The organism is Methylovirgula ligni, from assembly GCF_004135935.1.
Lineage (GTDB): Bacteria > Pseudomonadota > Alphaproteobacteria > Rhizobiales > Beijerinckiaceae > Methylovirgula > Methylovirgula ligni.
On record NZ_CP025086.1, the window covers coordinates 100,470 to 125,324 of the forward strand.

21 protein-coding genes are annotated in these 24,855 nt (G+C 62.3%); 14 read left to right on the forward strand and 7 right to left on the reverse strand.

All coding sequences use genetic code 11. The annotated features are described in order from the left end of the window. Positions 1–33: 33 nt before the first annotated feature. Positions 34–402, reverse strand: a complete 369-nt coding sequence (locus CWB41_RS00455; RefSeq protein ID WP_115835925.1) for a cupredoxin domain-containing protein — start codon at positions 400–402, stop codon at positions 34–36. Positions 403–644: 242 nt separating this feature from the next. Here CWB41_RS00455 and CWB41_RS00460 point away from each other — a divergent pair, with 242 nt between their 5' ends. The 6 genes from CWB41_RS00460 to CWB41_RS00485 all read left to right on the forward strand — a co-directional run bounded on the left by CWB41_RS00460 (position 645) and on the right by CWB41_RS00485 (position 8,161). Further along, positions 645–3,449: an EAL domain-containing protein gene (locus CWB41_RS00460; RefSeq protein ID WP_245411206.1), complete on the forward strand. Its 2,805-nt coding sequence runs from the start codon at positions 645–647 to the stop codon at positions 3,447–3,449. 167 nt (positions 3,450–3,616) lie between these two features. Continuing rightward, on the forward strand, positions 3,617–4,297 hold the full coding sequence (rpe, locus tag CWB41_RS00465) for a ribulose-phosphate 3-epimerase (protein WP_115835923.1): 681 nt from the start codon (positions 3,617–3,619) through the stop codon (positions 4,295–4,297). A gap of 16 nt (positions 4,298–4,313) precedes the next feature. Beyond that, the gene (gene purB / locus CWB41_RS00470) at positions 4,314–5,621 is read left to right on the forward strand and encodes an adenylosuccinate lyase (RefSeq protein ID WP_115835922.1); all 1,308 of its coding nucleotides are present in this window, start codon (positions 4,314–4,316) and stop codon (positions 5,619–5,621) included. A 3-nt stretch (positions 5,622–5,624) separates the two neighbouring features. Then, entirely contained in the window at positions 5,625–6,251 is a 627-nt protein-coding gene (locus tag CWB41_RS00475) for a hypothetical protein (RefSeq protein ID WP_115835921.1), read from the forward strand. A gap of 3 nt (positions 6,252–6,254) precedes the next feature. After that, entirely contained in the window at positions 6,255–6,803 is a 549-nt protein-coding gene (locus tag CWB41_RS00480; protein ID WP_115835920.1) for an RBBP9/YdeN family alpha/beta hydrolase, read from the forward strand. Positions 6,804–6,874: 71 nt separating this feature from the next. Beyond that, positions 6,875–8,161, forward strand: coding sequence for a glycosyltransferase family 87 protein (locus CWB41_RS00485; RefSeq protein WP_115835919.1), 1,287 nt, complete (start codon positions 6,875–6,877; stop codon positions 8,159–8,161). Between the two features lie 80 nt (positions 8,162–8,241). Here the strand turns inward: CWB41_RS00485 and rpsD are convergent, their stop codons facing one another. Together rpsD and CWB41_RS00495 are read right to left on the reverse strand one after the other, a co-directional pair. After that, on the reverse strand, positions 8,242–8,859 hold the full coding sequence (gene rpsD / locus CWB41_RS00490; RefSeq protein ID WP_115835918.1) for a 30S ribosomal protein S4: 618 nt from the start codon (positions 8,857–8,859) through the stop codon (positions 8,242–8,244). Positions 8,860–9,161: 302 nt separating this feature from the next. Next, the gene (locus CWB41_RS00495) at positions 9,162–11,003 is read right to left on the reverse strand and encodes a 2Fe-2S iron-sulfur cluster-binding protein (protein WP_207206620.1); all 1,842 of its coding nucleotides are present in this window, start codon (positions 11,001–11,003) and stop codon (positions 9,162–9,164) included. A 355-nt stretch (positions 11,004–11,358) separates the two neighbouring features. Here CWB41_RS00495 and CWB41_RS00500 point away from each other — a divergent pair, with 355 nt between their 5' ends. Beyond that, entirely contained in the window at positions 11,359–12,519 is a 1,161-nt protein-coding gene (locus CWB41_RS00500) for an NAD-dependent formate dehydrogenase (RefSeq protein ID WP_115835916.1), read from the forward strand. A gap of 76 nt (positions 12,520–12,595) precedes the next feature. On the opposite strand, the gene CWB41_RS00505 is transcribed toward CWB41_RS00500, so the two are convergent. After that, positions 12,596–13,582: an NAD(P)H-quinone oxidoreductase gene (locus CWB41_RS00505; RefSeq protein ID WP_181902960.1), complete on the reverse strand. Its 987-nt coding sequence runs from the start codon at positions 13,580–13,582 to the stop codon at positions 12,596–12,598. A gap of 215 nt (positions 13,583–13,797) precedes the next feature. Between CWB41_RS00505 and CWB41_RS00510 the strand changes: the two genes are divergently transcribed. Further along, entirely contained in the window at positions 13,798–14,574 is a 777-nt protein-coding gene (locus CWB41_RS00510; protein WP_115835915.1) for a hypothetical protein, read from the forward strand. An 8-nt stretch (positions 14,575–14,582) separates the two neighbouring features. After that, positions 14,583–15,236 (forward strand): molybdenum cofactor guanylyltransferase MobA, encoded by a 654-nt coding sequence (gene mobA, locus CWB41_RS00515; protein ID WP_115835914.1) that lies wholly within the window; start codon positions 14,583–14,585, stop codon positions 15,234–15,236. Here mobA and CWB41_RS00520 read toward each other — a convergent pair. Continuing rightward, positions 15,202–15,438, reverse strand: a complete 237-nt coding sequence (locus CWB41_RS00520) for a sulfurtransferase TusA family protein (protein ID WP_115835913.1) — start codon at positions 15,436–15,438, stop codon at positions 15,202–15,204. The genes mobA and CWB41_RS00520 overlap by 35 nt on opposite strands. A 45-nt stretch (positions 15,439–15,483) precedes the next feature. Here CWB41_RS00520 and CWB41_RS00525 point away from each other — a divergent pair, with 45 nt between their 5' ends. Next, positions 15,484–16,251, forward strand: a complete 768-nt coding sequence (locus CWB41_RS00525) for a class I SAM-dependent methyltransferase (RefSeq protein ID WP_115835912.1) — start codon at positions 15,484–15,486, stop codon at positions 16,249–16,251. After that, on the forward strand, positions 16,251–16,757 hold the full coding sequence (mobB, locus tag CWB41_RS00530; protein WP_115835911.1) for a molybdopterin-guanine dinucleotide biosynthesis protein B: 507 nt from the start codon (positions 16,251–16,253) through the stop codon (positions 16,755–16,757). Before CWB41_RS00525 ends, mobB begins: the two co-directional genes overlap by 1 nt. Position 16,758: 1 nt before the next feature. Here the strand turns inward: mobB and CWB41_RS00535 are convergent, their stop codons facing one another. Beyond that, positions 16,759–17,613: a LysR substrate-binding domain-containing protein gene (locus tag CWB41_RS00535; RefSeq protein ID WP_115835910.1), complete on the reverse strand. Its 855-nt coding sequence runs from the start codon at positions 17,611–17,613 to the stop codon at positions 16,759–16,761. A 149-nt stretch (positions 17,614–17,762) separates the two neighbouring features. Between CWB41_RS00535 and CWB41_RS00540 the strand changes: the two genes are divergently transcribed. Together CWB41_RS00540 and CWB41_RS00545 are read left to right on the forward strand one after the other, a co-directional pair. Then, positions 17,763–18,974, forward strand: coding sequence for a cupin domain-containing protein (locus CWB41_RS00540; RefSeq protein ID WP_115836361.1), 1,212 nt, complete (start codon positions 17,763–17,765; stop codon positions 18,972–18,974). A gap of 216 nt (positions 18,975–19,190) precedes the next feature. Continuing rightward, positions 19,191–20,855 carry an OFA family MFS transporter gene (locus CWB41_RS00545; RefSeq protein ID WP_115835909.1) on the forward strand — a complete coding sequence of 555 codons (1,665 nt, stop codon included), beginning with the start codon at positions 19,191–19,193 and terminating at the stop codon, positions 20,853–20,855. A 30-nt stretch (positions 20,856–20,885) separates the two neighbouring features. Here the strand turns inward: CWB41_RS00545 and CWB41_RS00550 are convergent, their stop codons facing one another. Then, positions 20,886–22,892: a P-loop NTPase fold protein gene (locus CWB41_RS00550; protein WP_129396362.1), complete on the reverse strand. Its 2,007-nt coding sequence runs from the start codon at positions 22,890–22,892 to the stop codon at positions 20,886–20,888. 289 nt (positions 22,893–23,181) lie between these two features. Here CWB41_RS00550 and ettA point away from each other — a divergent pair, with 289 nt between their 5' ends. Next, positions 23,182–24,834: an energy-dependent translational throttle protein EttA gene (gene ettA, locus CWB41_RS00555; RefSeq protein WP_115835907.1), complete on the forward strand. Its 1,653-nt coding sequence runs from the start codon at positions 23,182–23,184 to the stop codon at positions 24,832–24,834. Positions 24,835–24,855 lie beyond the last annotated feature (21 nt).

The following is a 24,855-nucleotide window of genomic DNA, read 5'->3' on the forward strand; positions in this document are numbered from 1 at the left end:
CAGCACCCCAGGCTGGAGCCTCACGCATTTTCCTCACTTGACGAGGACAACCAGCTTCATTTTCGGATGAATGCCGCACAGCACGTTGAAAGTACCGGGCACCGAAAACACGATATCCGTCTGACTGCCTGGCAATTGGTCGCCCGAGTCGAAGTTGAACGTGTCGGACTCGACATAGGCATGGTGCAGCAAATCGCCGTCATCGTTGACGATCCGTATCGTTTCACCCCGTTTGAGACTGAGGAAGGTGGGGTGAAAGGCGCGTCCCCGCTGGGAAATGACATAGGGTGACTTTTGCTGCGTCCAGCCGATTCCGCCGGCGAGCAGGCTCAAAGCCGCCGCTGCGGCCAGCATCGCGAAGCGGCCGCTTCTCACTAATCGGGTGGGCCTTGGCAGGCTCATGTATGTTATCCGTCGCCCGAAACGGGCACGCTCTCCCGAGGGTTATGCGAATCGATAGGTTAACTAACAGCGAAATCAGCACTTTTTGGCACTATCGGGCAAGCGAATTTAGCCTCGTCTTAACCTAAACTGGCGCAAAAGACCCTATTGGTGTTCGAGTTATTTTGATGGGTCGTCAGCCATTGCCGGCATTGCAAGGACTAGCCCGGAAGCGGCGATCACCGCTCGTCATGGCTGTCCAGATGGCACAGACAATCCGCGGCCGAATCCTTATCGCCTTCCTGGCGATGAGCCTGATCACCGCGGCTCTTGGCGGCTATGCGGCACTCGGCATCCGTCGCGCCGGCGTGCTGGTCACCAAGACCTATGACGAATCCCTGATGTCGATCAATTATGCCCGCGCCGCCTCGGCCGATTTCGCGGCCATGCAGGCAACCTTCGCGCGGCGATGGAGCGCAACCAAGCCGCAAACCCGCACGAAACTGGACCAGGCGATCGCCGATCTTGAGGAAAACCTGGCGGAAGACCTGCAAATCGCTGCCGAGAGATCGCAGTCTTTGCGCGCCGCACGCGCGGCGGCGGAAGTGCAAAACGCCGCCGATGCCTGGAGCGAGGCGCGCCGCCATCTGCGAGACGATATCTCGCTCAACGCCGCCTGGGATGCACTCGACCCTTATGCCCAGACGGTATCGCAGCAAATCGACCTTCTGGTGAATTACACGGCCGGCGATGGTTTCACCTATCGTCAAAGCGCCCGCAAGCAGGTCGCCGTCGCGACGGACCTCGCCTTCCTCGGCACCGCCGGCGCGCTCTTTCTCTCGGGCCTTGTCGCGCTGCTGCTCTCGCGGCGCATCACCAAGCCGGTTGCGGCGGCCTCGTCCGCCGCCAAGCGTATCGCCAGCGGCCAGCTCGATGCCGAGATTCCCATCGGCGGCGGCGACGAACTCGGCGCCCTGCTCGCCGCGATGCGCACGATGCGCGATAACATCCGGTCGATGATGGAGCGCGAGGTGACGCAGCGGCGTACCGCACAGGTCCGGCTCGCCGATGCGCTCGAAAGCTCGCGCGAAGGCATCGTGGTGGTCGATTCGGATCACCGCATCGCGCTCGCCAATTCGCAGGCCAACGAATTCTTCGGCGGCGCCATGGCCTTGCTCGAACCCGGAACGTCCGCGGACGCGACGGCCGAACCGAACAATCTCGTCCCCTCCGCGCTGTCGTTGAACAATTTTTCTCAGGCGACCGGCGAGATACGCCTGCAGGACGGCCGCTGGCTGCGCGTGAGCCGCAGCGCGACGCAGGACGGCGGCTTCATCGCGCTCTTTAGCGACATCAGCGTGTCGAAAGAGCAGGAAGCGAAACTGAAGGCGACAAACCTTCTGCTCGACGCCGCGCTTGACAACATGTCCCAGGGTCTGTGCCTCTACGACGCCGAACATCGGCTGAAGGTCGTCAATCGGCGCTTCTGCGAAATCTTTCACCTGTCGCCGTCGCAATTGCGCCCCGGCATCGTCTTTCGCGACGTTCTCGCTCTCGGCGTTGCCGCCGGCAATCATCCGGATGAAACCGCGGATGAACTCTATGCGCAGGAATTTCCGCTGATCAGCCAAAGGATCGCGGCGACGCATTTCCTCGAATTGAGCAACAATCGCGTCATCCTGATCTCGCGCCAGCCCACCGGCGACGGCGGCTGGGTTGCGACCTATGAGGACGTAACGGAGCGCCGCCGCGCGGAAGAGCGCATCGTCTTCATGGCACGGCACGATGTGTTGACCGGACTGCCCAACCGCGTCCTCTTCGCCGAACGTATCGAGACCGCGATCAGCCAGATCGGCCGCAACAGCAGCGGCTTCGCGGTGCTGAACCTCGATCTCGATCACTTCAAGCAGGTGAACGATACGCTCGGTCACCCTGTCGGCGACGAATTGCTCCGCTCGGTGGCGGAACGTCTGAAGGCCTGCGTGCGCGAGGTCGATACCGTCAGCCGGCTCGGCGGCGACGAATTTGCGATCCTGCAATCCGACATTCAAAAGCCGGAGGAAGCGGCGCTTCTCGCGCGCCGCATCGTCGAGGTGCTCAGCGCGCCTTACGAGATCGACGGCCACCGCCTGACCATCAGCGTCAGCATCGGCATTTCGATCGCGCCGGGCGACGGCACCGCCTACGACAAGCTGTTGAAGAATGCCGATGTGGCGCTCTATCTCGCCAAAGCGGACGGGCGTGCCACCTGGCGGTTCTTCGAGCCCGAGATGGACGTGCGTTTGCAAGTGCGCCGCGCGCTGGAGCTCGATCTGCGCGACGCCCTCGGCAACGGCGAGTTCGAAGTCCACTACCAGCCTGTCTTCGATCTGCAGGAGAACCGCATCGGCGGTTTCGAGGCCTTGCTGCGCTGGAACCACCCGACGCGCGGCCAGGTCTCCCCAGCGGAGTTCATCTCGCTCGCCGAAGAGATCGGCCTCATTGTACCGCTGGGCGAATGGGTTCTGCGCACCGCCTGCGCCGAGGCCGCAACCTGGCCGAAATATATCAAGCTCGCGGTCAACGTCTCGGTCGCGCAATTCAAGAACGCGCATCTCTTCGAGATAGTGACCAGTAGCGTGCGCGCCTCTGGCCTCTCGCCGCGCCGGCTCGAACTTGAAATCACCGAGTCGCTCTTGCTGGCCAACAATACTGCGACGCTCGCCAAACTGCACGAATTACGCGACTTCGGCGTCCGCATCGCGATGGACGATTTCGGCACCGGCTATTCGTCACTCAACTATTTGCGCAGCTTCCCCTTCGACAAGATCAAGATCGATCAGTCCTTCGTAAGCGGCATGACGAACAGGGACGGTTCGCGCGCCATCGTCAAGGCCATGACCGCGATGGCCAGCAGTCTCGGCATCCGGGCCACGGCCGAAGGCGTCGAGACCCAGGAACAACTCGCCTGGCTGCGCGCGGCGGGTTGCGACGAAGCCCAAGGCTTTCTGTTCAGCCGCGCGCTTCCTGCCGCCCAACTGCCCGGCCTCATTCATCAGTGGAACGACCAGAAGCGCGCGGCGGTCTAGCTTCAACGCGCCTCACCCGCCGCCCCTCGACGCGCGCCGCCCGGCCGTGCTATGGCCGGGGCCTATCGGCAATCCGTCCGGGCTGAATTCTGGAAAGGTTCTTCTTTTCAGTCTCTTGCCGCGAAACGTCCGCTTGCCGGGAAACGTCGCCTGCACGACGAGGCTCGATGCGTCCGCTTGCCATTCTCCCTTCCGTTCTCGCCGCCGACTGGGCCCATATCGGCGACTCGGTGCAAAAGGTGATCGCCGCCGGAGCCGACATCGTGCATCTCGATGTCATGGACGGGCATTTCGTGCCGAACATCAGTTTCGGCCCGGACATGGTGAAGGCCATTCGCGGCGTCACCGACGCGCGGCTCGACGTCCATCTGATGATCGCCCCGGTCGATCCTTATATCGAGGCCTTCGCGAAGGCCGGAGCCGACGTCATCACCATTCACCCTGAAGCCGGGCCGCATCTCCACCGCTCGCTCGGCGCCATCCGCCAGCTCGGCAAGAAGGCCGGTGTCGCGCTCAACCCGGCAACCCCCGTTTCAGCGATCGAGCATGTCCTCGGTGAGATCGACCTTGTCCTCGTGATGAGCGTCAATCCGGGCTTCGGCGGCCAGGCCTTCATCCGCTCTTCGCTCGAAAAGCTCGATCGTGTCCGCGCGATGACCGCCGGCCGCGATATTGACATTGAGGTCGACGGCGGCATCACTGCCGAGACGGCGGGCCTCGTTGCCGGCGCCGGCGCCAATTGGCTCGTCGCGGGCTCCGCCGTCTTTAAAGGTGGTCCCACCGCCTATGCCGGCAATATCGCCGCCATCCGCAAGGCCGCGCAGCTCGCGCGCGGCGAATTGGCTTGAATTTGAGACAGGTTCGATGATCCCGCGTTATTCCCGCCCCGAGATGGCTTCGCTTTGGGAGCCGCAGACACGCCTGCGTATCTGGTTCGAGATCGAAGCCTATGCCTGCGACGCCTTGGCCGAGATCGGCGTTGTGCCGAAAGCCGCTGCCGAGACGATCTGGCAAAAAGGCAACGGGCTCAACTTCGATGTTGCGCGGATCGATGCCATCGAAAAAGTGACGAAGCACGATGTCATCGCCTTCCTCACTTATCTCGCCGAGGAGATCGGCCCGGAGGCGCGTTTTCTCCATCTCGGCATGACGTCGTCCGATCTGCTCGACACCTGCCTCGCTGTGCAGCTTTCCCGCGCGGCGGATCTGCTCATCAAGGATACCGACGCGCTGCTCGCGGCGCTGAAGCGGCGCGCCTTCGAGCACAAGCTTACCCCCAGCATCGGCCGCTCGCATGGTATCCATGCCGAGCCTGTGACCTTCGGATTGAAGCTCGCCGAAGCCTATGCGGAATTCTCCCGCGCCCGCGCCCGGCTCGTCGCGGCGCGCGCCGAGATCGCGACCTGCGCCATTTCCGGCGCCGTCGGCACTTTCGCCAACATTGATCCGCGCGTCGAAGACTATGTCGCGCGCAAGCTTGGGCTGACACCCGAGCCGGTTTCGACGCAGATCATCCCGCGCGACCGCCATGCGATGTTCTTCGCGACGCTCGGCGTCGTCGCTTCATCGATTGAGCGGCTCTCCACCGAAATCCGCCATTTGCAGCGCACGGAAGTGCTGGAGGCGGAAGAATATTTCTCCGAGGGGCAGAAGGGCTCCTCGGCGATGCCGCACAAGCGCAACCCGGTGCTGAGCGAGAACCTGACCGGCCTCGCCCGCCTCGTGCGCGGCATGGCGTTGCCGGCCATGGAAGACGTGGCGCTCTGGCACGAGCGCGACATCTCCCATTCCTCGGTCGAGCGGGTGATCGGGCCTGACGCGACGATCGCGCTCGACTTCGCTCTGGCGCGGCTCGCGGACATCATCGACAAGCTCGTCGTCTATCCGGCGAACATGAAGAAGAACCTGGATGCGCTTGGCGGCCTCGTCCATTCGCAGCGAGTTCTGTTGGCGCTGACGCAGAAGGGCCTCGCCCGCGAGCGCGCCTATACGCTCGTTCAGCGAAACGCCATGCCGGTCTGGCGCGGCGAAGGCAATTTCCTCGACCTCCTGAAAAAGGACGCCGATGTGAAGGCCGTCCTGAGCGATGCCGAACTCGAAGACCTCTTCGACCTCGGCTACCACCTCAAGCATGTCGATTTCATCTTCAACCGTGTTTTCGGAGCCAACTGACTGATGAGTGCATCCGACCGTCTCGCCGCGCTGATGCCGATCGTCATCAAGGACGATCAACTCCACGCGCGCTGGCTCAACACCTTCTCCTATCTCGAATATGTCGGCTTCCGGAAGATCATCAAAAGCCAGCGCGCCGACGTGCTGAACCGCGCCTTCCTCAACCACGCGCTGGAAGAAGGCGGCCACGCTTTTCTGCTCAAGAACATGGCGGTGAAGGTCGGCGGCAAGGATTTCGATTTCTACACGCCGGAGAGCATGCTCGCTGCCAAGGCGGCGAGCGCCTATTTTCAAAATCTCGATCACGGCTGCGACGAAAAATTCGCCGGCGTGCCGGAGTCCGAACGTGCAAAGATCGTCTACCTCTATGTGACCTGGCTGATCGAGCGGCGCGCGCTCGACGTCTATGGCCGCTACAAGGAAGCACTCGGCGCCTCGCCGCTCTCCGCGCAGCTCGACGCGCTCCTTGATGAGGAGGTCGGCCACTTGCGTCAGGTCGAGGCGGGACTTGCCGCCGGCGACCCGGAGCATGCGACGCGCGCGCCCGCTTTTGAAGCGCTGGAGAAAAATCTTTTCGAAACCTTCGTCGCGGCACTGGCGCAGGAACTCGCGCCGCCGCCCCACGCGTGACCCATGCGCACGGGCGACGCCGACATTCTCATCATTCCCGGCCTCGGCGGCTCCGGCCCGGACCATTGGCAGAGCCGGTGGGAGGCAAAGCTCAAGACCGCCCGGCGCGTCGAGCAGAAAGATTGGGAGCGTCCGCGTCTCGCCGACTGGCGCGATGCCATCGCAAATGCTGTGGCCGAGGCGGAACGGCCGGTCATCCTTGTTGCCCACAGCCTCGGCGCGACCACCGTCGCGGACATTGCGGCGGCACTCGGAGATAAGGTCAAGGGAGCCTTTCTCGTCGCCCCGCCCTCCTTGCGCTCGATCAAAGAAATAGAAACGATCGACCCTGCCTTTGCCGATATCTCGGCCGCGGCTCTGCCGTTTCCGAGCGTCCTCGTCGCAAGCCGCGACGATCCCTACGCGAGCTTTGCGGAATCGGAAGACTTTGCCCGCGCCTGGCAGGCAGAAATCGCGGATGCCGGCAATGCCGGCCACATCAACGCCGCGAGCGGCCACGGTCCCTGGCCGGAGGGCCTGATGCGTCTCGCCGGATTTTTGAAGAATTTATAAACACACGTCGAGCACACTCCTGCCCGCGAAGTGGCGTTCAATAGCCTTCGCAATAGCGGAAGAGCTTCGCAATGACTCTGCTCGCGACAATCGAAGCCAGCTATTATTCCGGCGGCAAACGTTCGTTCTACGCGAAGTTCATTCTTGCCGCGGCGATTGTCCTCATAGCCCTGTCGGCCATCCAGTTTTCGAGTCTTGGGACCAAGGCGCATCCACGCCAATTGGTGGACTTCGACGATTTCTACATCGTCGGCCAGATGGTGTGGCACGGCGACGTGGATAAGGCCTATCTCGTCCACAGCATCGGAGAAATTCCGGCCTCGCCCGCGCGCGGCAAAACCCTGCTTCTCTGGACATATCCGCCACCGTTCGATGTCCTCGTCGCTACGTTTCCATTGACCTCGCGCTGGATCGCCTATTGCCTTTTTATCGTCGGCTCTTTCGCAGCCTATCTCGCAATCCTGCGGCGGCTCGCGACGGAGAGCTTCGTCCTGGCCTTGATCGTGACTTTTCCTGTGCTCGTCGTCGAAATTCGCTGCGGACAGAATGGCTTTGTCACCGGCGCTCTCATTGGCCTGACGTGTCTCTACCTGAGGCGAGGCAGTGCGCTGGCTGGCGTACCGCTAGGCCTGATGGCGATCAAGCCGCATCTCGCCGTCGCTTTCGCGATCTATACTCTCGCAACCCGTCGCTGGAGAACAGCCGTCGCGGCCTGCGGAACCGTGGCGGCGACCGCGATAGTCGCGACACTCGTTTTGGGAATAGAGGTCTGGGCGGCCTTCTTCCACAGCATCAAGCAAGCCGGCTTCTTTCTCGCCCACGGCTATTATCCCTTATACAGAATGGTCTCATTTTATGCCGCCGCAAGAACCCTCGGCCTTCCGGCATCGCTCGCGATGTTTGTGCAGGCGGTCGTAGCGGTTGCTGCGCTTACAATGGTCGTCGCCGCCAGCCGACGCTTCTCCCTGCAACAATCACTTGGGCTGACCGCAATAGCGTCCCTGCTCATCAGCCCTTATGCCTATGACTATGACTTGCCGATTCTCGGGGTCGGATTGGCGCTCCTGTTGCCGGACATTCTGCAATTCGGAACGGCGTTTGAACGCTCGCTTCTTTATCTCTCGGCCTTCTTTGCATGCGGCTTTGGGCTTGTCGCGGCCGTGGTTCTCGACCCACAGGGCACCAAGATAATGCTTGATGAGAGCATGCCCGTTTCGCTCGGCGGACTGGCGCTTCTCTGCGTCTTCGGTCTTGCGTGGCGTATATTGAGGCGCGGACAGGCAAGCACTCCACAAGCGCAAGACGCAACGCCTGCGGAGATCAAGACGGACAGCGTTTTCGAAGTTCCTTCAGGCTGAGCCGGCGCCGGCCATGTCGGCCGCAGATAAAAAGGCCGCCCGAGGGCGGCCTTCGCATATCTGTCCAGCGTCGAGAAAACTCAGCGCGAATAGAATTCGATAACGAGGTTCGGCTCCATCTGAACCGGATAGGGCACCTCGCGCGGCAGCGGAACGCGCGTCATCTTGGCGGTGAATTTGCCGTGGTCGACCTCGAAATAATCCGGCACGTCGCGCTCCGCGAGGCCGACGGCTTCGAGCACCAGCGTCAACTGCCGCGAAGCCTCCTTCACCTCCACCACATCACCGACCTTCACCTGATAGGAGGCAATGTTCACGCGCTTGCCGTTCACCTTCACATGGCCGTGGTTGATGAACTGGCGCGCGGCGAAGACGGTCGACACGAACTTGGCGCGGTAGATCACCGCGTCGAGCCGGCGCTCCAGGAGGCCGATCAGATTATCGCCCGAGTCGCCGCGCAGGCGGATCGCCTCGGCGTAATATTTGCGGAACTGCCGCTCGGAAATGTTGCCGTAATAGCCCTTGAGCTTCTGCTTGGCGCGGAGCTGCGTGCCGAAGTCGGAAAGCTTGCCCTTGCGGCGCTGGCCATGCTGGCCGGGGCCATATTCACGACGGTTCACGGGGCTCTTGGGGCGGCCCCAGATATTCTGCCCCAGGCGGCGGTCGATCTTATATTTGGCTTCTGCGCGTTTGGTCATCGCGTCCTCGAAATTGCGACGGAAACGCGCGCGCCAACGCCGCTAGGCGTGTCACAAAACCGCGTCCCCGCCATTGGAAAAAGGCGTGCTCTTACAAAGACATGCTTTATAAAGACACGCTTGGCGGAGGTCCGCGCCCTCCTCTGCCAGGAATCCTTTATCAGGAACCCTTGCCGACAGGTGTCCGCTCTCGAGCTAAGCTCCGGGACGCCACGGGTGCGCCATGACAGGACAAACCCGCCATGAAAGAAGGCGCCCGAAGGCGCCCGCTGGATAAGCTGTAAGAAGAACCCGGTGCGAAGTCAAGCATCAATGAGCACAGTGCCGGCGGGATGACTCTGGCAACTCAAAACCAGCCCCGAATCTTTCTGCTCCGGTGTAAGCACGAAATCGCAGTCGATCGTGACCTCGCCCGCGATCACCCTGATCTTGCAGCGGCCGCAAACGCCGGCCCGGCAACCATAATCGAGACCGACGCCCGCCGCGAGCGCCGCATCGAGGAGTGTCGCCCGCGAGGAAACGACAGCTTCCTTGCCCGATTTCACAAACCTGACCTCGCAATCGACCGCATCGCCCGTCGGCGCAACATTCGCGTTGCCGCCGAAAGCTTCGATCTCGATATGCGAGGCCTCGACGCCGAGATGATGGAGCATCTGCTGCGCCGCCGCCGCCATCGCTGTCGGTCCGCAAATATGCACCGTGCGATGAGCGATGTCCGGCACTGCGGCGCGGATGAAGGTTTCCGACAGCCGGCCGCGGGCGCCCGTCCAGCCTTCGTCCGGCGCGGTGACGGTGAGATGGACTTTGAGCGCGGGGTGAGCGCGCTGAAGCGCATCAAGCTCGTCGCGGAAAATGATGTCGCGCGGCGTCCGCACGGAGTAGATGAGATCGATACGGCCCTGCCAGTTCCGGCCAGTGAGATAGCGGATTTTCGACATCAGCGGCGTGATTCCGACGCCGCCGGCAATGAAAACGATCTCGTCCGAATTCTCGCCGTCGAAAGTAAAGCGTCCCAGCGGACCGGAAACGGCGAGATGCGATCCGGGCGCCAGCGACTCGTGCAGCAGACCGGAGCCGAGGCCTTCGCGCTTCACCGTGATCTCACAGAAGCCCGGCTCCGATGGCGACGAGGCGATCGTATAGCAGCGCTGCAAGACCTCCGCGCCGCGATCCAACGAGAGGGTCAGAAACTGGCCGGGCAAAAAGCGAAACGGAATATCAGCACCGCCCGGGTGACGCAGGCGAAAGGTTTTTACCGTCGCGGTTTCGTCCCGCGTGGATTCGACGACGAGATCACCGGCCCAGAAATCCGCGACATGCGGCGCCCGCTCGGTGCTTCTCCCGGCTGGCACTTCGAGGATTTCGACGCTATCGCCGACATGCAGCACCTTGCCGCCCTGATCGCCGTGCGTCCGGGTGTTGATCGCAACGCGATAGAAATGGTTGAACCTTTCGCGGGTCGACCAGCCCGGCAGCGTGCGGGCACGCAATTCCGTGAAACGCCGCACGAACGTGTCGTCGCTTTCGCCCGTCAACGGATCGCGCGGCGGCACGACGCAGCGCTGGCACGGGTTGATGCCCTCGAAAATCACATCGCCGATGCGAAACTTGACCGTCGTTCCGGGTGCACTGAAGAGCCGGTCTTCCCAGAACGGCGGCACGCCGTCGATTTCGAGATTGGTCCGAAAACGCCGGCGCACTTCATCGATCGGCAGGCCGAACCACCGACCGATCTCCGCGAGCGTGCCAACGCTGATGATTGTCGGCCCCGGCGAATCCGTGTCGTCGGGGAAACCGAGATCGCCATTTTTCCCGAAGGAGACGGGAAAACCGAAATAGGCATTGAGCCAATTCTCAAGCGGCGGGGCTGCGTCAATCGAAAAGCTTTCGCTGCCGAGCCCGCGCTCACTCTCGTCGCGCAAAGTGACGGCGCGCGTGTCTATGTCGATCTCGGACCGCAGGCGATGCACGGCCGCATGCCGCTTTCCATTGACGAATTTGCCCGCCTCATCGAAGAGCGCCCAGGTCCGGTCATGTTCCAGGGCGCCGCTCGACAATACCCGCGCCAGCCGCGGTTCAACGGGGTCAAGCGACTTGATCGGGAAAATCAGTATTCGGGAGAGGAACGGCTCGCGCTTCGACATCATCGATCGTTGATTGCCCCACCCCAAACGACCACGCTTTCCTGGCCCCGAGAACGTCCAGATTTCATTTGCTTGATGGTGCCAGGACAATTTCCGAAATCCGCTTCGACCAGTCTTGAGCCGTGCGCGAATAACACCAACGTCTGTTTGGAGATCCCGCGTTTTTTGGAACGCGTCTGATCGGTCGCACGTTCTGAAATTGGCAGTCAAACCGAACGTGCCGGCGCCGCTTCATAGAAGTGCTCGATAAATGTACGCAACAATCAATTGGCACTCTGCCACGAATAGCGCCAGTGTCCGGCTGCTGTATGAACATAAATACAGCAGGAAACGACAACTTCCCAAGGAGGAAACGATGGCGAAGATTATTTGCGTTCTCTATGACGATCCGGTCGACGGCTACCCCAAGACCTACGCCCGCGACACGATCCCGGTCATCAAATCCTATCCCGACGGCCAGACGACCCCGACGCCCTCGGCGATCGATTTCAAGCCCGGCGAACTTTTGGGCAGCGTCAGCGGCGCCCTCGGCCTGAAGAAGTGGGCCAAGGACAATGGCCATCAGCTCATCGTCACCTCGGACAAGGAAGGTCCGAACTCGACACTCGACAAGGAGCTGCACGACGCGGAGGTGGTGATCTCGCAGCCCTTCTGGCCCGCCTATATGACGGCGGAGCGGATCGCCAAGGCCAAAAACCTGAAGCTCATCGTGACCGCCGGCATCGGCTCCGACCACACCGATCTCGAAGCCGCCAACAAGCACAAAATCACCGTCGCCGAAGTCACCTATTGTAACAGCATCAGCGTCGCCGAGCATGTGGTGATGATGATCCTGAGCCTCGTGCGCAATTACATTCCTTCGCACGATTGGGTCCGAAAGGGCGGCTGGAACATCGCCGATTGCGTCGAGCGCGCCTATGACCTCGAAGGCTTGCATGTCGGCACTGTTGCGGCCGGGCGTATCGGCACGGCCGTGCTGCGCCGTCTGAAACCCTTCGACGTCAAGCTGCACTACACCGACCGGCATCGCTTGCCGGCGGACGTCGAGAAGGAATTGGGCCTCACCTTCCATGAAAATCGCGAGGATTTGTTCAAGGTCTGCGACGTCATCACGCTCAACACGCCGTTGCATCCGGAAACCGAGCATATGATCAACGACAAGACGCTCGCGACAATGAAGCGCGGCACATATCTGGTGAACACCGCTCGCGGAAAGCTTTGCGACCGCGATGCGATTGTCCGCGCGCTCGAAAGCGGTCAACTCGCGGGCTATGCCGGCGATGTCTGGTATCCGCAGCCAGCGCCGAAGGATCACCCGTGGCGCACCATGCCGCACGAAGGCATGACGCCCCACACCTCCGGCACGACCCTCTCGGCGCAGGCGCGCTATGCCGCCGGCACGCGGGAAATCCTTGAGAACTTCTTCGCCGGCAAGCCGATCCGCGACGAATATCTGATCGTCCAGGGCGGCCATCTCGCCGGCGTCGGCGCGCATTCCTATAGCGTGGCGAAGTAATGTGACGGACCCGGCGCGGTTTCAATCGCGCCGGGCTACTTTGCGGGCAGCCGCGGCAAAAATATCGCTGAACGAGCTACTTCCCCGTCTCCAGCACAATCTTGCCGACATGGCTTGAGGATTCCATCAGCGCATGCGCGGCGCGGGCGTCCTCCAGCGGAAAGGTCGCGTGAATGACGGGCAGCGCCTTGCCGCGATCAAGCGACGGCCAGATCTTGTCACGCAGAGCGCGCGCGACCTCGGCCTTCTGCTCGACGGAGCGGGCGCGCATCGTGGAACCGGTGATCGTCAGCCGCTTCATCATCACCGGCATGAGATTGATGTTCTCGACAGTGCTGCCTTGCAGGAAAGCGATTTGCACCAGCCGGCCTTCGAGCGCGAGCAGCGAAAGATTCTTCGCGATATAGCTGCCACCAACCATGTCGAGGATTATGTTGACGCCACGCTTGGCGGTGAGCGCCTTCACCTCGGCAACGAAGTCATGCGTCTTGTAATCGATCGCGTGGTCGGCGCCGAGCGTGCGGCAGAAGGCGCATTTTTCCGGCGAACCGGCGGTGACGATCACGTGCGAGCCGAACAGCTTGGCGAGTTGAATGGCTGTTGAGCCGATGCCGCTCGAACCGCCATGAATGAGGATCGTCTCGCCGGGCTTCAAACGCCCGCGCGTGAACACATTGTCGAAGACAGTGAAATAAGTCTCAGGGATTCCTGCCGCTTCGACAAGGCTTAGGCCACGCGGCACCGGCAGACAAAGCCGCGTATCCGCCACCGCATATTCGGCATAGCCGCCGGAGCCGACGAGTGCGCAGACCTCCTCGCCAAGGTGCGGCGCCGAAACCCCTTCGCCATGGGCGACAACGCGCCCGGCAATCTCCAGCCCCGGCACGTCGGACTCGCCGGGCGGCGGCGGATAGTTCCCGTCGCGCTGATGACAGTCCGGCCGGTTGATGCCTGCCGCGACCACCTCGATCAGAACCTGGCCCGGTCCCGGCACCGGAACCGGGGCTTCGCGCAGGCGGATCACTTCCGGCCCGCCTGCCCCGTCGAAGAAAATCTCCCGCATGATTTTTGCCGCTGCCAAAATCTGTGCTCCTCCGGTCCGCCCGCACATAATCGCACGCGCCTTGCAGCGCAGCCACCGCGCACCGCAAATTAAGTGGCGTCGCCAAACGATCGCTTTCCCGCTTGGCAAGCTTAGCCGTACATGCAAGCTTTCCCTTGTTGCGGATCAAATGAATTTGCGGGCGGGCTGCGGTGCGAGTATCGCGCGTTTGTTTCTTGGGGGGAATCGCAATCGCATCGTTCCTCGCTGCGTCCCGGCAGGCGCGGGCGAGCGCCTGGCTTGAGCCGCCGGGTGAAGGGCAAATCATCACCGGATCGGTTTTTTCGGATTCGACGCGCTATTTCGACCCGAACGGCAAACTGATCCCGATTCCCGCCTACGAAAAATTTTCTCTCGGCTCCTATATCGAATATGGCTTGAGCGACGAATTCACGCTCGTCGCGCGGCCCTTCTTCGATCACGACACCCAGGCGACAACCCCCACGACACGCCTCACGACAGGCGGGACGGATATCGGTCTGCGCGCCGGCGTCGCCAATTTCGGCGATACTGTCATTTCGGTTCAGGCGGTGGCGCACGTTCCCTTCGTTTCGCGCCAGCCACTCGTCAATTTCGATTCCGATTCCATCGTCTCGGGCGATTTCCGGCTGCTGATCGGCCATTCGTTTTCGCTCGCCGGCATGGACGGTTTCGTGGACCTTCAGGGCAGCTATCGTCTGGTCGGCGACGACATGCCCGACGAATGGCACGCGGACGTGACTCTCGGCGCGCGACCGCGGCCAAATATTCTGCTGCTGCTACAAAGCTTTGCGACGATTGCACCGCAAGCGACCGCAGATTCGCCCGCATATAATTGGGTGAAGCTGCAGGAAAGCCTGGTCTATGATGTTTCGACGACCTGGTCGGTGCAGGGCGGCGTTTTCGAGACGGTAGCGGGGACAAATGCCGGGCGTGAACTCGGGCCACTTGCCGCCGTCTGGTATCGCTTTTAGCGTGAGTTATGGTCACGCAGGACACTGCCTATCCGCCAACCGGCGCCATCATTCTCGCGGGCGGCCGCGCGACACGGATGGGCGGCGCTGACAAAGCGCTGCAAAAGCTCGGCGCCGAGCCACTCGTCGCGCATGTGATCGCGGCGCTCCAGCCGCAATGCGCTTCCATTATCATCAACGCCAATGGCCCCGCGGCGCGGTTCGCGCCCTTCGGCGTTCCTGTCGTGCCCGACAATCTGCCCGACTTTCCGGGCCCCTTGGCCGGTGTGCTGGCCGGGCTCGATTATTTCGCCGCGCAACGCCCCGATCTTGCTTTCGCCGTGAGCGTCGCGACCGATACGCCCTTTCTCCCCGCCGACCTCGTCGCGCGGCTTCATGCAGCGCGCAGCGCCAAACCCGCCGAGATCGCGGTCGCGCGCTCCGACAATATCGTGCATCCGACCTTTGCGCTTTGGCCGGTCGCGCTCCGCGCCGATCTGCGCGAGGCGCTCGTCGTCGAGGATCTGCGCCGCGTCAATAGTTTCTTCGCGCGCCATGTCTGCGCCTATGCGGATTGGAACGTGACGCCCTACGATCCGTTCCTCAACATCAACACCCTGGATGATCTCCACGCAGCCGAGCGGATACTCACCGCGACAACCGCAGAATCCGAAAGACGATAACGCCATCCTGCCGATGACTGTCTTCGAGCGCGTCCCCCAGTTCGTGGACGAGATGCGGGATATCGATCGCGGACAAAGGATCGGTGCAGAAAACGATCAGCCGCTCGCCCGCGTCGAGCCGCAGCAGGGCCCGGCGCGTGTGCAGAACCGGCAAAGGGCATTTCAGGCCCTTGAGATCGAGTTCTTTGACAGGCTCATCCATGCGCTGTTTATAGGACAATGTCAGGCGGACGCCACGGAGGATGAAATGACCAGCGGACACGCGGCACTGGTGACACGCCAATTCGGCGCCCGCGCCGAGGCCTATGTCGAAAGCTCTGTCCACGCCCAAGGCGCCGATCTCGATCAGGCGGCGGCGCTCCTTCAAGGCCAAAGCACGGCGCGCGTGCTCGACCTTGGCTGCGGCGGCGGCCATGTTTCCTTCCGCGCCGCCCCGCTCGTCGCGGAAGTCACCGCCTATGATCTTTCAGTCGATATGCTCGCCGCCGTTGCGCGCGTAGCGGCCGAACGCGGCTTCGCCAATATCGCGACACAGCAAGGCCGCGCCGAAACGCTGCCGTTCCCGGACGCGCATTTCGATGTCGTCCTGAGCCGCTACAGCGCGCATCATTGGCATGGCTTCGGTCAAGCGCTCGCCGAGGCGCGTCGCGTGCTGCGCCCTGGCGGCCGGGCCTTGTTCATGGATGTCGTCTCGCCTGGCCTCGGCCTGCTCGACACTTACCTGCAAGGCATCGAACTCATCCGCGATCCGTCCCACGTGCGCGATTATTCGCTCGCCGAATGGACGGATGCACTCGCCGCCGCCGGCTTCGCTTTGAAGAGCGTGACTGCGCGGCGTCTGCACCTCGACTTCGCGACCTGGGTCGCGCGCATAGCGACACCGCAAATGCAGATCGATACGATCCGCGCGCTGCAAACGCAGATGTCGGAAGATGTCGCGGCGCATTTTGCGATCGAAGCCGACGGCAGTTTCACCATCGACACGGCGGCAATCGAAGTCGCGCGAGACAGATAATGCGCGTCATCGGCTTTGCCGGATGGAGCGGCGCGGGCAAGACGACCTTGATCGTCAAGCTGATTCCGGTTTTGCGCGCGCGCGGCTTCACCGTCTCGACGATAAAACACGCACATCATAATTTCGACATCGACAAGCCGGGCAAGGATTCCTACGAGCATCGCGCCGCTGGCGCGACGGAGGTTCTCGTCGCCTCCGATCAGCGTTTCGCCCTGATGCACGAATTACGCGGCGCGCCGGAACCGCCGCTCACCGAACTGCTCAGCAAGCTTGCGCAGGTCGATCTCGTTCTTATCGAGGGGTTCAAGCGCGACGCACATCCGAAGCTCGAAGTACATCGCGCCGCCAACGGCAAGCCGCTGCTTTATCCGGACGACACGCAGATCAAGGCGCTGGTGAGCGACCTGGCGGATACCGACGTCCCCGAGCATCTCGCGCACGCGTCGATCGATGATGTGGAAGCTGTTGCAACGCTCGTCCTGCGGCTCGCGGCGGTCTGGCGGTAACTCAGAGAGTTTCCAGATTGGCGCGGGCGCGGATCGCGGCACTAAGTGCGGCAACGGCGCGGCCCGGCGCGCGACGCGCCTTCAGCAGCATGAATTCAACTGGGCCGAGGTCAGGCAGACCCTGCCCCGGATCGACTTCCTCCAGACCTTCCGGAATCAATCTGCGTGAATGCGCCATGAGACCGAGCCCCGCACGCGTCGCCGTCGTCAAGCCGTTCAGGCTGCTGCTCGTGCAGGCGATGCGCCAGGGAATGCCGGCATATTCGAGCGCCGACAGCGCGGCCGAGCGCGTGATCGCCGGCGGACGGTAGAGCACCAGCGGGACAGGCCCTTCGGGGCGCAGCCAGTCTTTGCGCGCCCCGACCCAAACAAGCCTGTCGCGCCAGACGAGATCGCCGCGCTCGTCGCCCACCCAACGCTTGCACAGGATGATATCAAGCTCGCCGCTATCGAGACGATTCATCAACACGGCGCTCAACGCGACGGTGAACTCGAATTCGATAAGTGGATGCTGTGATACGAATCCCTCCAGCACCTCCGGTAGCCATGAGGGCACGAGATCTTCCGACGCGCCGAAGCGCAAGCGTCCGCGCTGCTCGGTGCCAGCGAAATAATCCGCCGCACGCGCATTCGTCTCCATGATGTTGCGCGCAAATTCGACAAGCGCCTCACCCTCAGAGGTCATCGTAACCGAATGCGTGTCGCGCACGAACAGACGATGGCCGATGCATTTCTCAAGCTTCTGCACATGCTCGCTGACCGTCGATTGCCGCAGATTGAGTCTGCGACTTGCCTCCGAGAAGCTGTTGCCCTCGGCAATGACGAGAAAGGTCTGCAACAAAACCGGGTCGAGCATTTGCCTATCGGAAGTCACGATCACACTGACCGGCTTCTACGGCGTTCCGAGCCGCGCTGGCAATTGTCATAGTGGTCAAGACAAAAAATTCCGCAGGCGAACCATGATGTTCGCATCGGGAACGCTTGCGCGAAAAAACGGAGGAAACGATGCCACTCTATTCGCGCCGTACATTGCTTTCGACGGGGGCCGCCGCTGGCGGATTGCTTGTCGCTGCAAGCCAGACCTATGCCGGAACCTATGACAATGTGCGTGACGCATCGCAGACGCCGGGGCCGCACGATCCGCGCGAGGAAGCGCTGAATCCCGACGAACTGAATCCGCTATCGACCGATCACGGCAATCTCGGAACGCTCAAATATTCGTTTTCGGAATCGCACAATCGCCACACCGACGCTGGTTGGGCGCGCGAAGTGACCGTGCGAAACTTTCCAATTTCCAAGGAGATGGCCGGCGTCGACATGCGCTTGCCGAAAGGCGCGGTGCGCGAGCTGCATTGGCACAAGCCCGCCGAATGGGCCTTCATGACCTATGGCCGTGCGCGGATCACCGGCATCGATGCGCAAGCGCGCAAATTCGTCAATGACGTGAAGGCGGGTGACCTTTGGTTCTTCCCCTCCGGCATCCCGCATTCCATTCAGGGCCTTGAACCGGACGGCGCCGAATTTGTCCTCGTCTTCAACGATGGCAATTTTTCCGAAGACAGCACCTTTCTCATCAGTGATTGGGTGCGGCATACGCCGCCGGAGGTTCTGGCCAAAAACCTCGGCGTGCCGGCGAGCGCCTTCGCCAATATCCCGAAAAAGGACTTGTGGATCTTCAATGCGCCGCTGCCCGGCTCGCTTGCCGGCGACCTTGCGCAAAGCAGCCAGCCGATGGTGCCCGATTCCTATTCCTTCCCGCTGATGGACCAGCCACCGATCAGGACCAAAAGCGGCACCGTGCGCATTGCCGACAAAAACAACTTCAAAGCTTCGGACGTGATGGCGGCCGCGCTCGTCGAGGTCGAGCCCGGCGGTCTGCGCGAATTGCATTGGCATCCGACTTCGGACGAGTGGCAATATTACATTCAGGGAACGGCACGGATGACGCTCTTTGCCGGTGAGGGGCGCGCCAACACGGTCGATTTTGCGCCGAGCGATGTCGGATATGTGCCGCGCGCGCTGGGCCATTACATCGAGAATACCGGCAATGACGTGCTGCGCTTTCTCGAAGTCTTCCATGTCGGCCAATACGCCGACCTGTCGCTGACATCATGGATGGCGAATACGCCAAACGAGCTCGTCGCGGCACACCTCAATATCGATGAGAAAATTGTTCGCGATCTGCCGCGAGTTAAAACCCCCGTCGTCCCAACCTGAACCCTGCAACCTTAGGCCGCCGCTTGGGTTTCAAGCCCAGGCGGCGGCCTCTTTTCGCGCTGCACCTATCCAATTCGCCGGGGCAGGAGATTTAAATATTCCTTGCCCGATACAGGCAATTGTGCAGTTTAATCACCCATCAAAATGCACCGAAAACGGTGCCGAAAAGATGGTGGCCGCAAAGCCGGACCGCCGCCTGAGGAATGAGGAACGCCCATGAGCACTTTGGTTTCCCCTGCCGCTACAGATACGTCCGGCGGAATTCTTGATCGCTCCCGAACCATCGCCGGGCCGGGCTTCAATCGCTGGCTGGTCCCCCCCGCGGCGCTCGCGATCCATCTCTGCATCGGGATGGCTTATGCGCTCAGCGTATTCTGGAAGCCACTGGCGAAGGTGATCCCCAACGCGCCGGCGTCCTGCAAGAACATCAATTTCTTCGAAATGCTGACGACGACAACCTGTAATTGGCCGGACTCGCAAACCGTCTTGACGTTCGAGATCGGCATCGTGTTTCTCGGTGTTTCAGCGGCACTCTTCGGCGGTTGGCTCGAAAGAGCGGGCCCACGCAAAGCGGGTCTCGTTGCGGCTTTGTGCTGGGGCGGCGGCTTTCTTATCAGTGCCCTCGCAGTCCACATCCATCAATTATGGCTTCTCTTTCTCGGCCTTGGGCTCATCGGTGGCGTCGGTCTTGGCCTTGGCTACATTTCCCCTGTTTCGACTCTCGTCAAATGGTTTCCGGACCGGCGCGGTATGGCGACCGGCATGGCGATCATGGGTTTCGGCGGTGGCGCGATGATCGGCGCCCCGCTCGCGAACCTTTTGATGTCCGGGGGACCTGTCGTGCCTGGCTGGAACGTGCCGGGCTTCAAGACGGCGACCGATCCCGGCGTGATGCAGACATTCATCGTTCTTGGCGTCCTTTACCTGGTGTTGATGGCCATTGGTGCCTTCAGCTACCGCGTTCCGCCGGAGAATTGGGCCCCGGAGGGCTGGGTTTCGCCCGCGAAGACGAGCAAATTCATTTCAGCAGGCGACGTGGATCTCAAGGACGCGCATAAGACGATGTCCTTCTGGATGATTTGGGGTGTGCTGTTCCTCAACGTCACCGCCGGCATCGCCGTTCTGTCAATGGCGTCGCCCATGCTGCAGACGATCTTCGGCGGCTCGTTGATCGGGCTGCCCAAGGGCACGACGCCTGATGCCAAGCAGCTCGTCGCCATCACGGCTGTTGCCGCCGGCTTCGTCGGTTTGCTGTCCCTGTTCAACATCGGCGGCCGATTCTTTTGGGCCTCGCTGTCCGACAAGATCGGCCGCAAAACGACTTACTTCACGTTCTTCGTGCTCGGCATGATCCTTTACGGCCTGACGCCGACATTGGCGGACGCGGGCAACAAGGCACTCTTCGTCGGTGCGCTCTGTATCATTTTGTCGATGTACGGCGGCGGCTTCGCAACGGTGCCGGCCTATCTCGCCGATATCTTCGGAACGAAGTTCGTCGGCGCCATTCACGGCCGCCTGCTGACAGCCTGGTCCGCGGCGGGCGTCGTCGGCTCCGAGGTCATCGTCCGCGTACGTGACGCGCAGATCGCGGCCGGCGTGCCGAAGACGCAAGTGTACGATGCGGTCCTCTACATCATGGTCGGCGTCCTCGCGCTCGGCTTCATCTGCAACTTGCTCGTGCGACCCGTCGACCCGAAATGGCTGATAAAGAAAGACGGCACGGCTGGCGGCACATCGACGACGGTCGCGCAGACCTCTGCGCAAGGCATCGGTACGGGCACCCTCGGCGGCGCTGCGGTCATTCCGTGGCTCATCGTGGCGATTCCGGTCGCATGGGGCCTCTATAAGGCCCTCCTCAGCGCCGCGAAGATTCTATCGTAGACGCAGCCCGCAGGCCGCGGCGGCGCTGATTTAAGCCGCCGTCCCCGTCGAAAACGTCCGCGCGATCGCTGCAGAGCGGCGCGCGGACCCAACGCTGACCAGACCGTCGGCGGCTTGGGCAGCGTCCAATGCTTGCGCGAGCTGTACTCCGCCGCTGGAAAGATCGAGCGGCGCATCGTCGTCCCGCCCGGACAAAGCCCGCCGCGCGGCGCCGATTTCATCCGCCGTGCCGCCGCTATAGAGCGCGAGGAAAAGCGCCAGCGCGCCTTTGTGTTGCCCCGCCTGCGCGCGGGCGATGCGATAGAGATTGACGAAACGCTTGACCGCGCGGGGCGTCCCGCCTGCAAGCGACGCGAACTGGGCGAGAAGCGCTGATTCCTCGGCCGTGATCGACCAATCATGCGCGGGCGCAAGCGTCGCGGACGCCGCGCCATCCTCGATCGTCCCGGGGCGGCCGATCACCTGTTCGACGAATCCGGCATAATCGCCGGAGCCGGCCGCATCGAGGCGGAACGGAACCTGAATCCATTTTTCGAGCTGCACGGCTTCGTCGGCAAGACGCGCAGGATCGGCGGCGATCAGCGTGACGAAGCCGGCGTGTGCGAAGGCGCGATGCGCCGCCTCAAGCACCGCGCGCGCCTGCGGCAGCGCGAGCGCATCGACATTGTCCAGCGCAACAAGAATCCGGTCGGGCACCGAAAGCGCGCCGCTCGGCGTTCCGGCGGCAGCCTTCTGCGCTCCGGCGAGATAGGTCGCGAGCGACGCGAAGAAATGCTCGGCCTGCGATTTCGCGCCGCCCTCCTTGAACGGCGAAGGCTCGCTGCGCACCGCGCCGCGCGCCGCATTTCCAGCTCGCCGCTCGGCCTCCGCCGCCGCGCGGGCGGCGAGATCGACATCCGCCTCAAGCCCGTCGACACGGCGCGTCTGATGCGCATAGAGCTGGTCGAGCGACTGGCGGCGGTTGGCGACATCGCTTTTCAGCAGGCCGACGCCGCGAAACAGTGGGCCGAGGAAGAGAATGCCGCGCAGGATATTGACGACGAGCGCCGCGGCCGCGCCGAGATAGGCCAGCTTGGCGGCAAAGCCGAGCCAGCCGATATGCGCCCCAAGCCAGGCCGATAGCGGGCCAAAGCCCTTGCCGGCTTGCGCCAGGGAAGCGAGCCAGGCCTCATGCTGATCCACGGCGGCGTCGAAGCCGATGCCGGCCAGGAAAAGGAGCAGCGCAATGACCAGCAGCCTGCCCTGCCCGGCGAAAGCCCAGAAGGCGCGCAGCGTGGCGCCGACGCGGCCAGTTGCGCCGCTGGCGTCTGAAATATCGCGCACCATCGACTTATAATTGGCGATTGGATCGCCGGTGATGCCGAAACTCGCCAGCCGGCTTTCGATCTTGCCGCGATTGGTGCGGGCAAAGGCATCGACCTGCGAGCCGGCCGATTCGAACAGCACGGTTTCGGTGAGGCGACCACGCCGATTTTCGATCTCGTCGAGCGATTGGCGCTCGCCATCGAGGCGCCGGCGCGCGTCGTCGAGCCGCTCCGCCGCTTCGCGCGCGACGACATGCGGATCGCGCACGGCATGGGCCGCCTCGCGCACAAATTCCGGATAGTCCGCGCCGAGCTTGTCGTAGACCACGGCGGCGAGCGCGACGCTCGGCTCGCCCTCCAGACTGGCGGCATCGATCCGCACGGTGCTGATCCGCGGCAGCATCGCCGCATCGCGGCTGGCGCTCAGGGCGTCGATATCGCCGAGCAGCGTGGCGAGCGCAAACGTCTTGCCCGACCCCGCGCCACCGAGAAGGCCGATGGTCAGCGGTGTCTCGGCATCGCGGTGCGTTGCCAGTTCGGCCAGCGGGCGTAGCGCCGCGTCGAGGCCGAAGGCATCCGCCCCGCGCCCCGCGTCGGAGGCGAAAATACTGCCGCGCTTGCGCAAGACGGCCGCCGCGGCAGCCGCAAGGTTCGATGCACCGGGAAGGCTCGGGGCGATCGGCTCGGCACGGCCCGAATTTTTGCCCAGATCGCGCGTTTCGACGTCAGTCACGTTGCCGTTCCTTTCAAGCACATCCATATGAAGCTAATCGTGGCCACTCCGGCCTGGAGCGGGATGCGAAAAGTGGATATTGGTTTTTCGCAAAATCCCGCTCTAAATATTCAGAATCGATCATGGTGATCTAAGGGCGCGCAGGTCACCACCGGATTGTGACGGCGAAAAGACCGCCCTGTCATCAAAAAACAAGACTATTTACACAGTGCCGGTGCCGCTGGACCGCAGCCGCAGGCGCGGCTAGAACGTGGCAAATTTTATCATCCGAAAGCGAGAAAAGCCTCAAATGGCGCGGCAATTTATCTATCACATGCAAGGCCTGACCAAGACCTATCCGGCGGGCAAGAAGGTTCTCGACAACGTCAATCTCTCCTTCTACCCGGACGCCAAGATCGGCGTGCTCGGCATCAATGGCTCCGGCAAATCGACGCTGCTGCGGATCATGGCCGGAATCGACAAGGAATTTACCGGCGAAGGCTTCGTCGCCGAGGGCGCCCGGGTCGGCTATCTGCCGCAGGAGCCCAAGCTCGACGACAGCCTCGACGTGCGCGGCAATGTGATGCTCGGTGTCGCCAGCAAGAAGGCGATCCTCGACCGTTACAACGAACTCGCCATGAATTATTCCGACGAGACTGCGGACGAGATGACGCAGCTCCAGGATGAGATTGAGGCGCAGGGCCTTTGGGATCTCGACAGCCAGGTCGAGCAGGCGATGGACGCGCTCGGCTGCCCGCCAGACGACTGGCCGGTCGACAAGCTGTCGGGCGGCGAGCGCCGCCGTGTCGCGCTCTGCCGGCTGCTGCTCGAAAAGCCCGACCTGCTGCTGCTCGACGAACCGACCAACCATCTCGACGCCGAGACGGTCAACTGGCTCGAAGGCCATTTGCGGACCTATCCCGGCGCCATCCTGATCGTCACCCACGATCGCTATTTTCTCGACAATGTGACGGGCTGGATTCTCGAACTCGACCGCGGCCGCGGTATCCCGCACGAAGGCAATTATACCAGCTACCTCAAGCAGAAGGCCAAACGCCTCGCGCTCGAGAAGAGCGAAGACGCTTCGCGCCAACGCCAGATTGAGCAGGAGGCCGAATGGATGGGAGCCTCGCCCAAGGCGCGGCAGGCCAAGTCCAAGGCGCGCATACAGCGCTACCAGGATCTCGTCGACAAGCAGGCGGACCGCGTGCCCTCGGCGACGCAGATCGTCATCCCGGTCGCCGAGCGTCTCGGCAACACCGTCGTTGATTTCACCGATCTCTCCAAGGGTTTCAGCGACAAGCTGCTCATCGACGACCTCACCTTCAAGCTGCCGCCCGGTGGTATCGTCGGGGTGATCGGCCCGAATGGCGCCGGCAAGACGACCCTGTTTCGCATGATCACCGGGCAAGAGAAGCCCGACAAAGGCTCGATCACGGTCGGCGAGAGCGTCAAGCTCGGCTACGTCGATCAGTCGCGCGATGCGCTCGATCCCAAGAAAAACGTCTGGGAAGAGATTTCGGGCGGCCAGGAGGTGATCTATCTCGGCAAGCGCGAGATCAACTCCCGCGCCTATACTGGCGCCTTCAACTTCAAGGGGACCGACCAGCAGAAGAAGGTCGGCCAGCTCTCGGGCGGCGAGCGCAACCGCGTGCATCTCGCCAAGATGCTGAAGTCAGGCGCCAATCTGCTGCTGCTCGATGAGCCGACCAACGATCTCGATGTCGAGACGCTACGCGCACTTGAGGACGCGCTGACCGACTATGCCGGCTGCGCCGTCATCATCTCGCATGATCGTTTCTTTCTGGACCGGATCGCGACGCATATGCTCGCCTTCGAGGGCGACAGCCATGTCGAATGGTTTGAAGGCAATTTCGCGGATTACGAGGAAGACAAGAAGCGCCGTCTCGGCGTGACGGAACTCGTTCCGCACCGCATGAAATACAAGAAATTTTCGAGGTAGGAAGGCGGCTTTCCGCTGTCA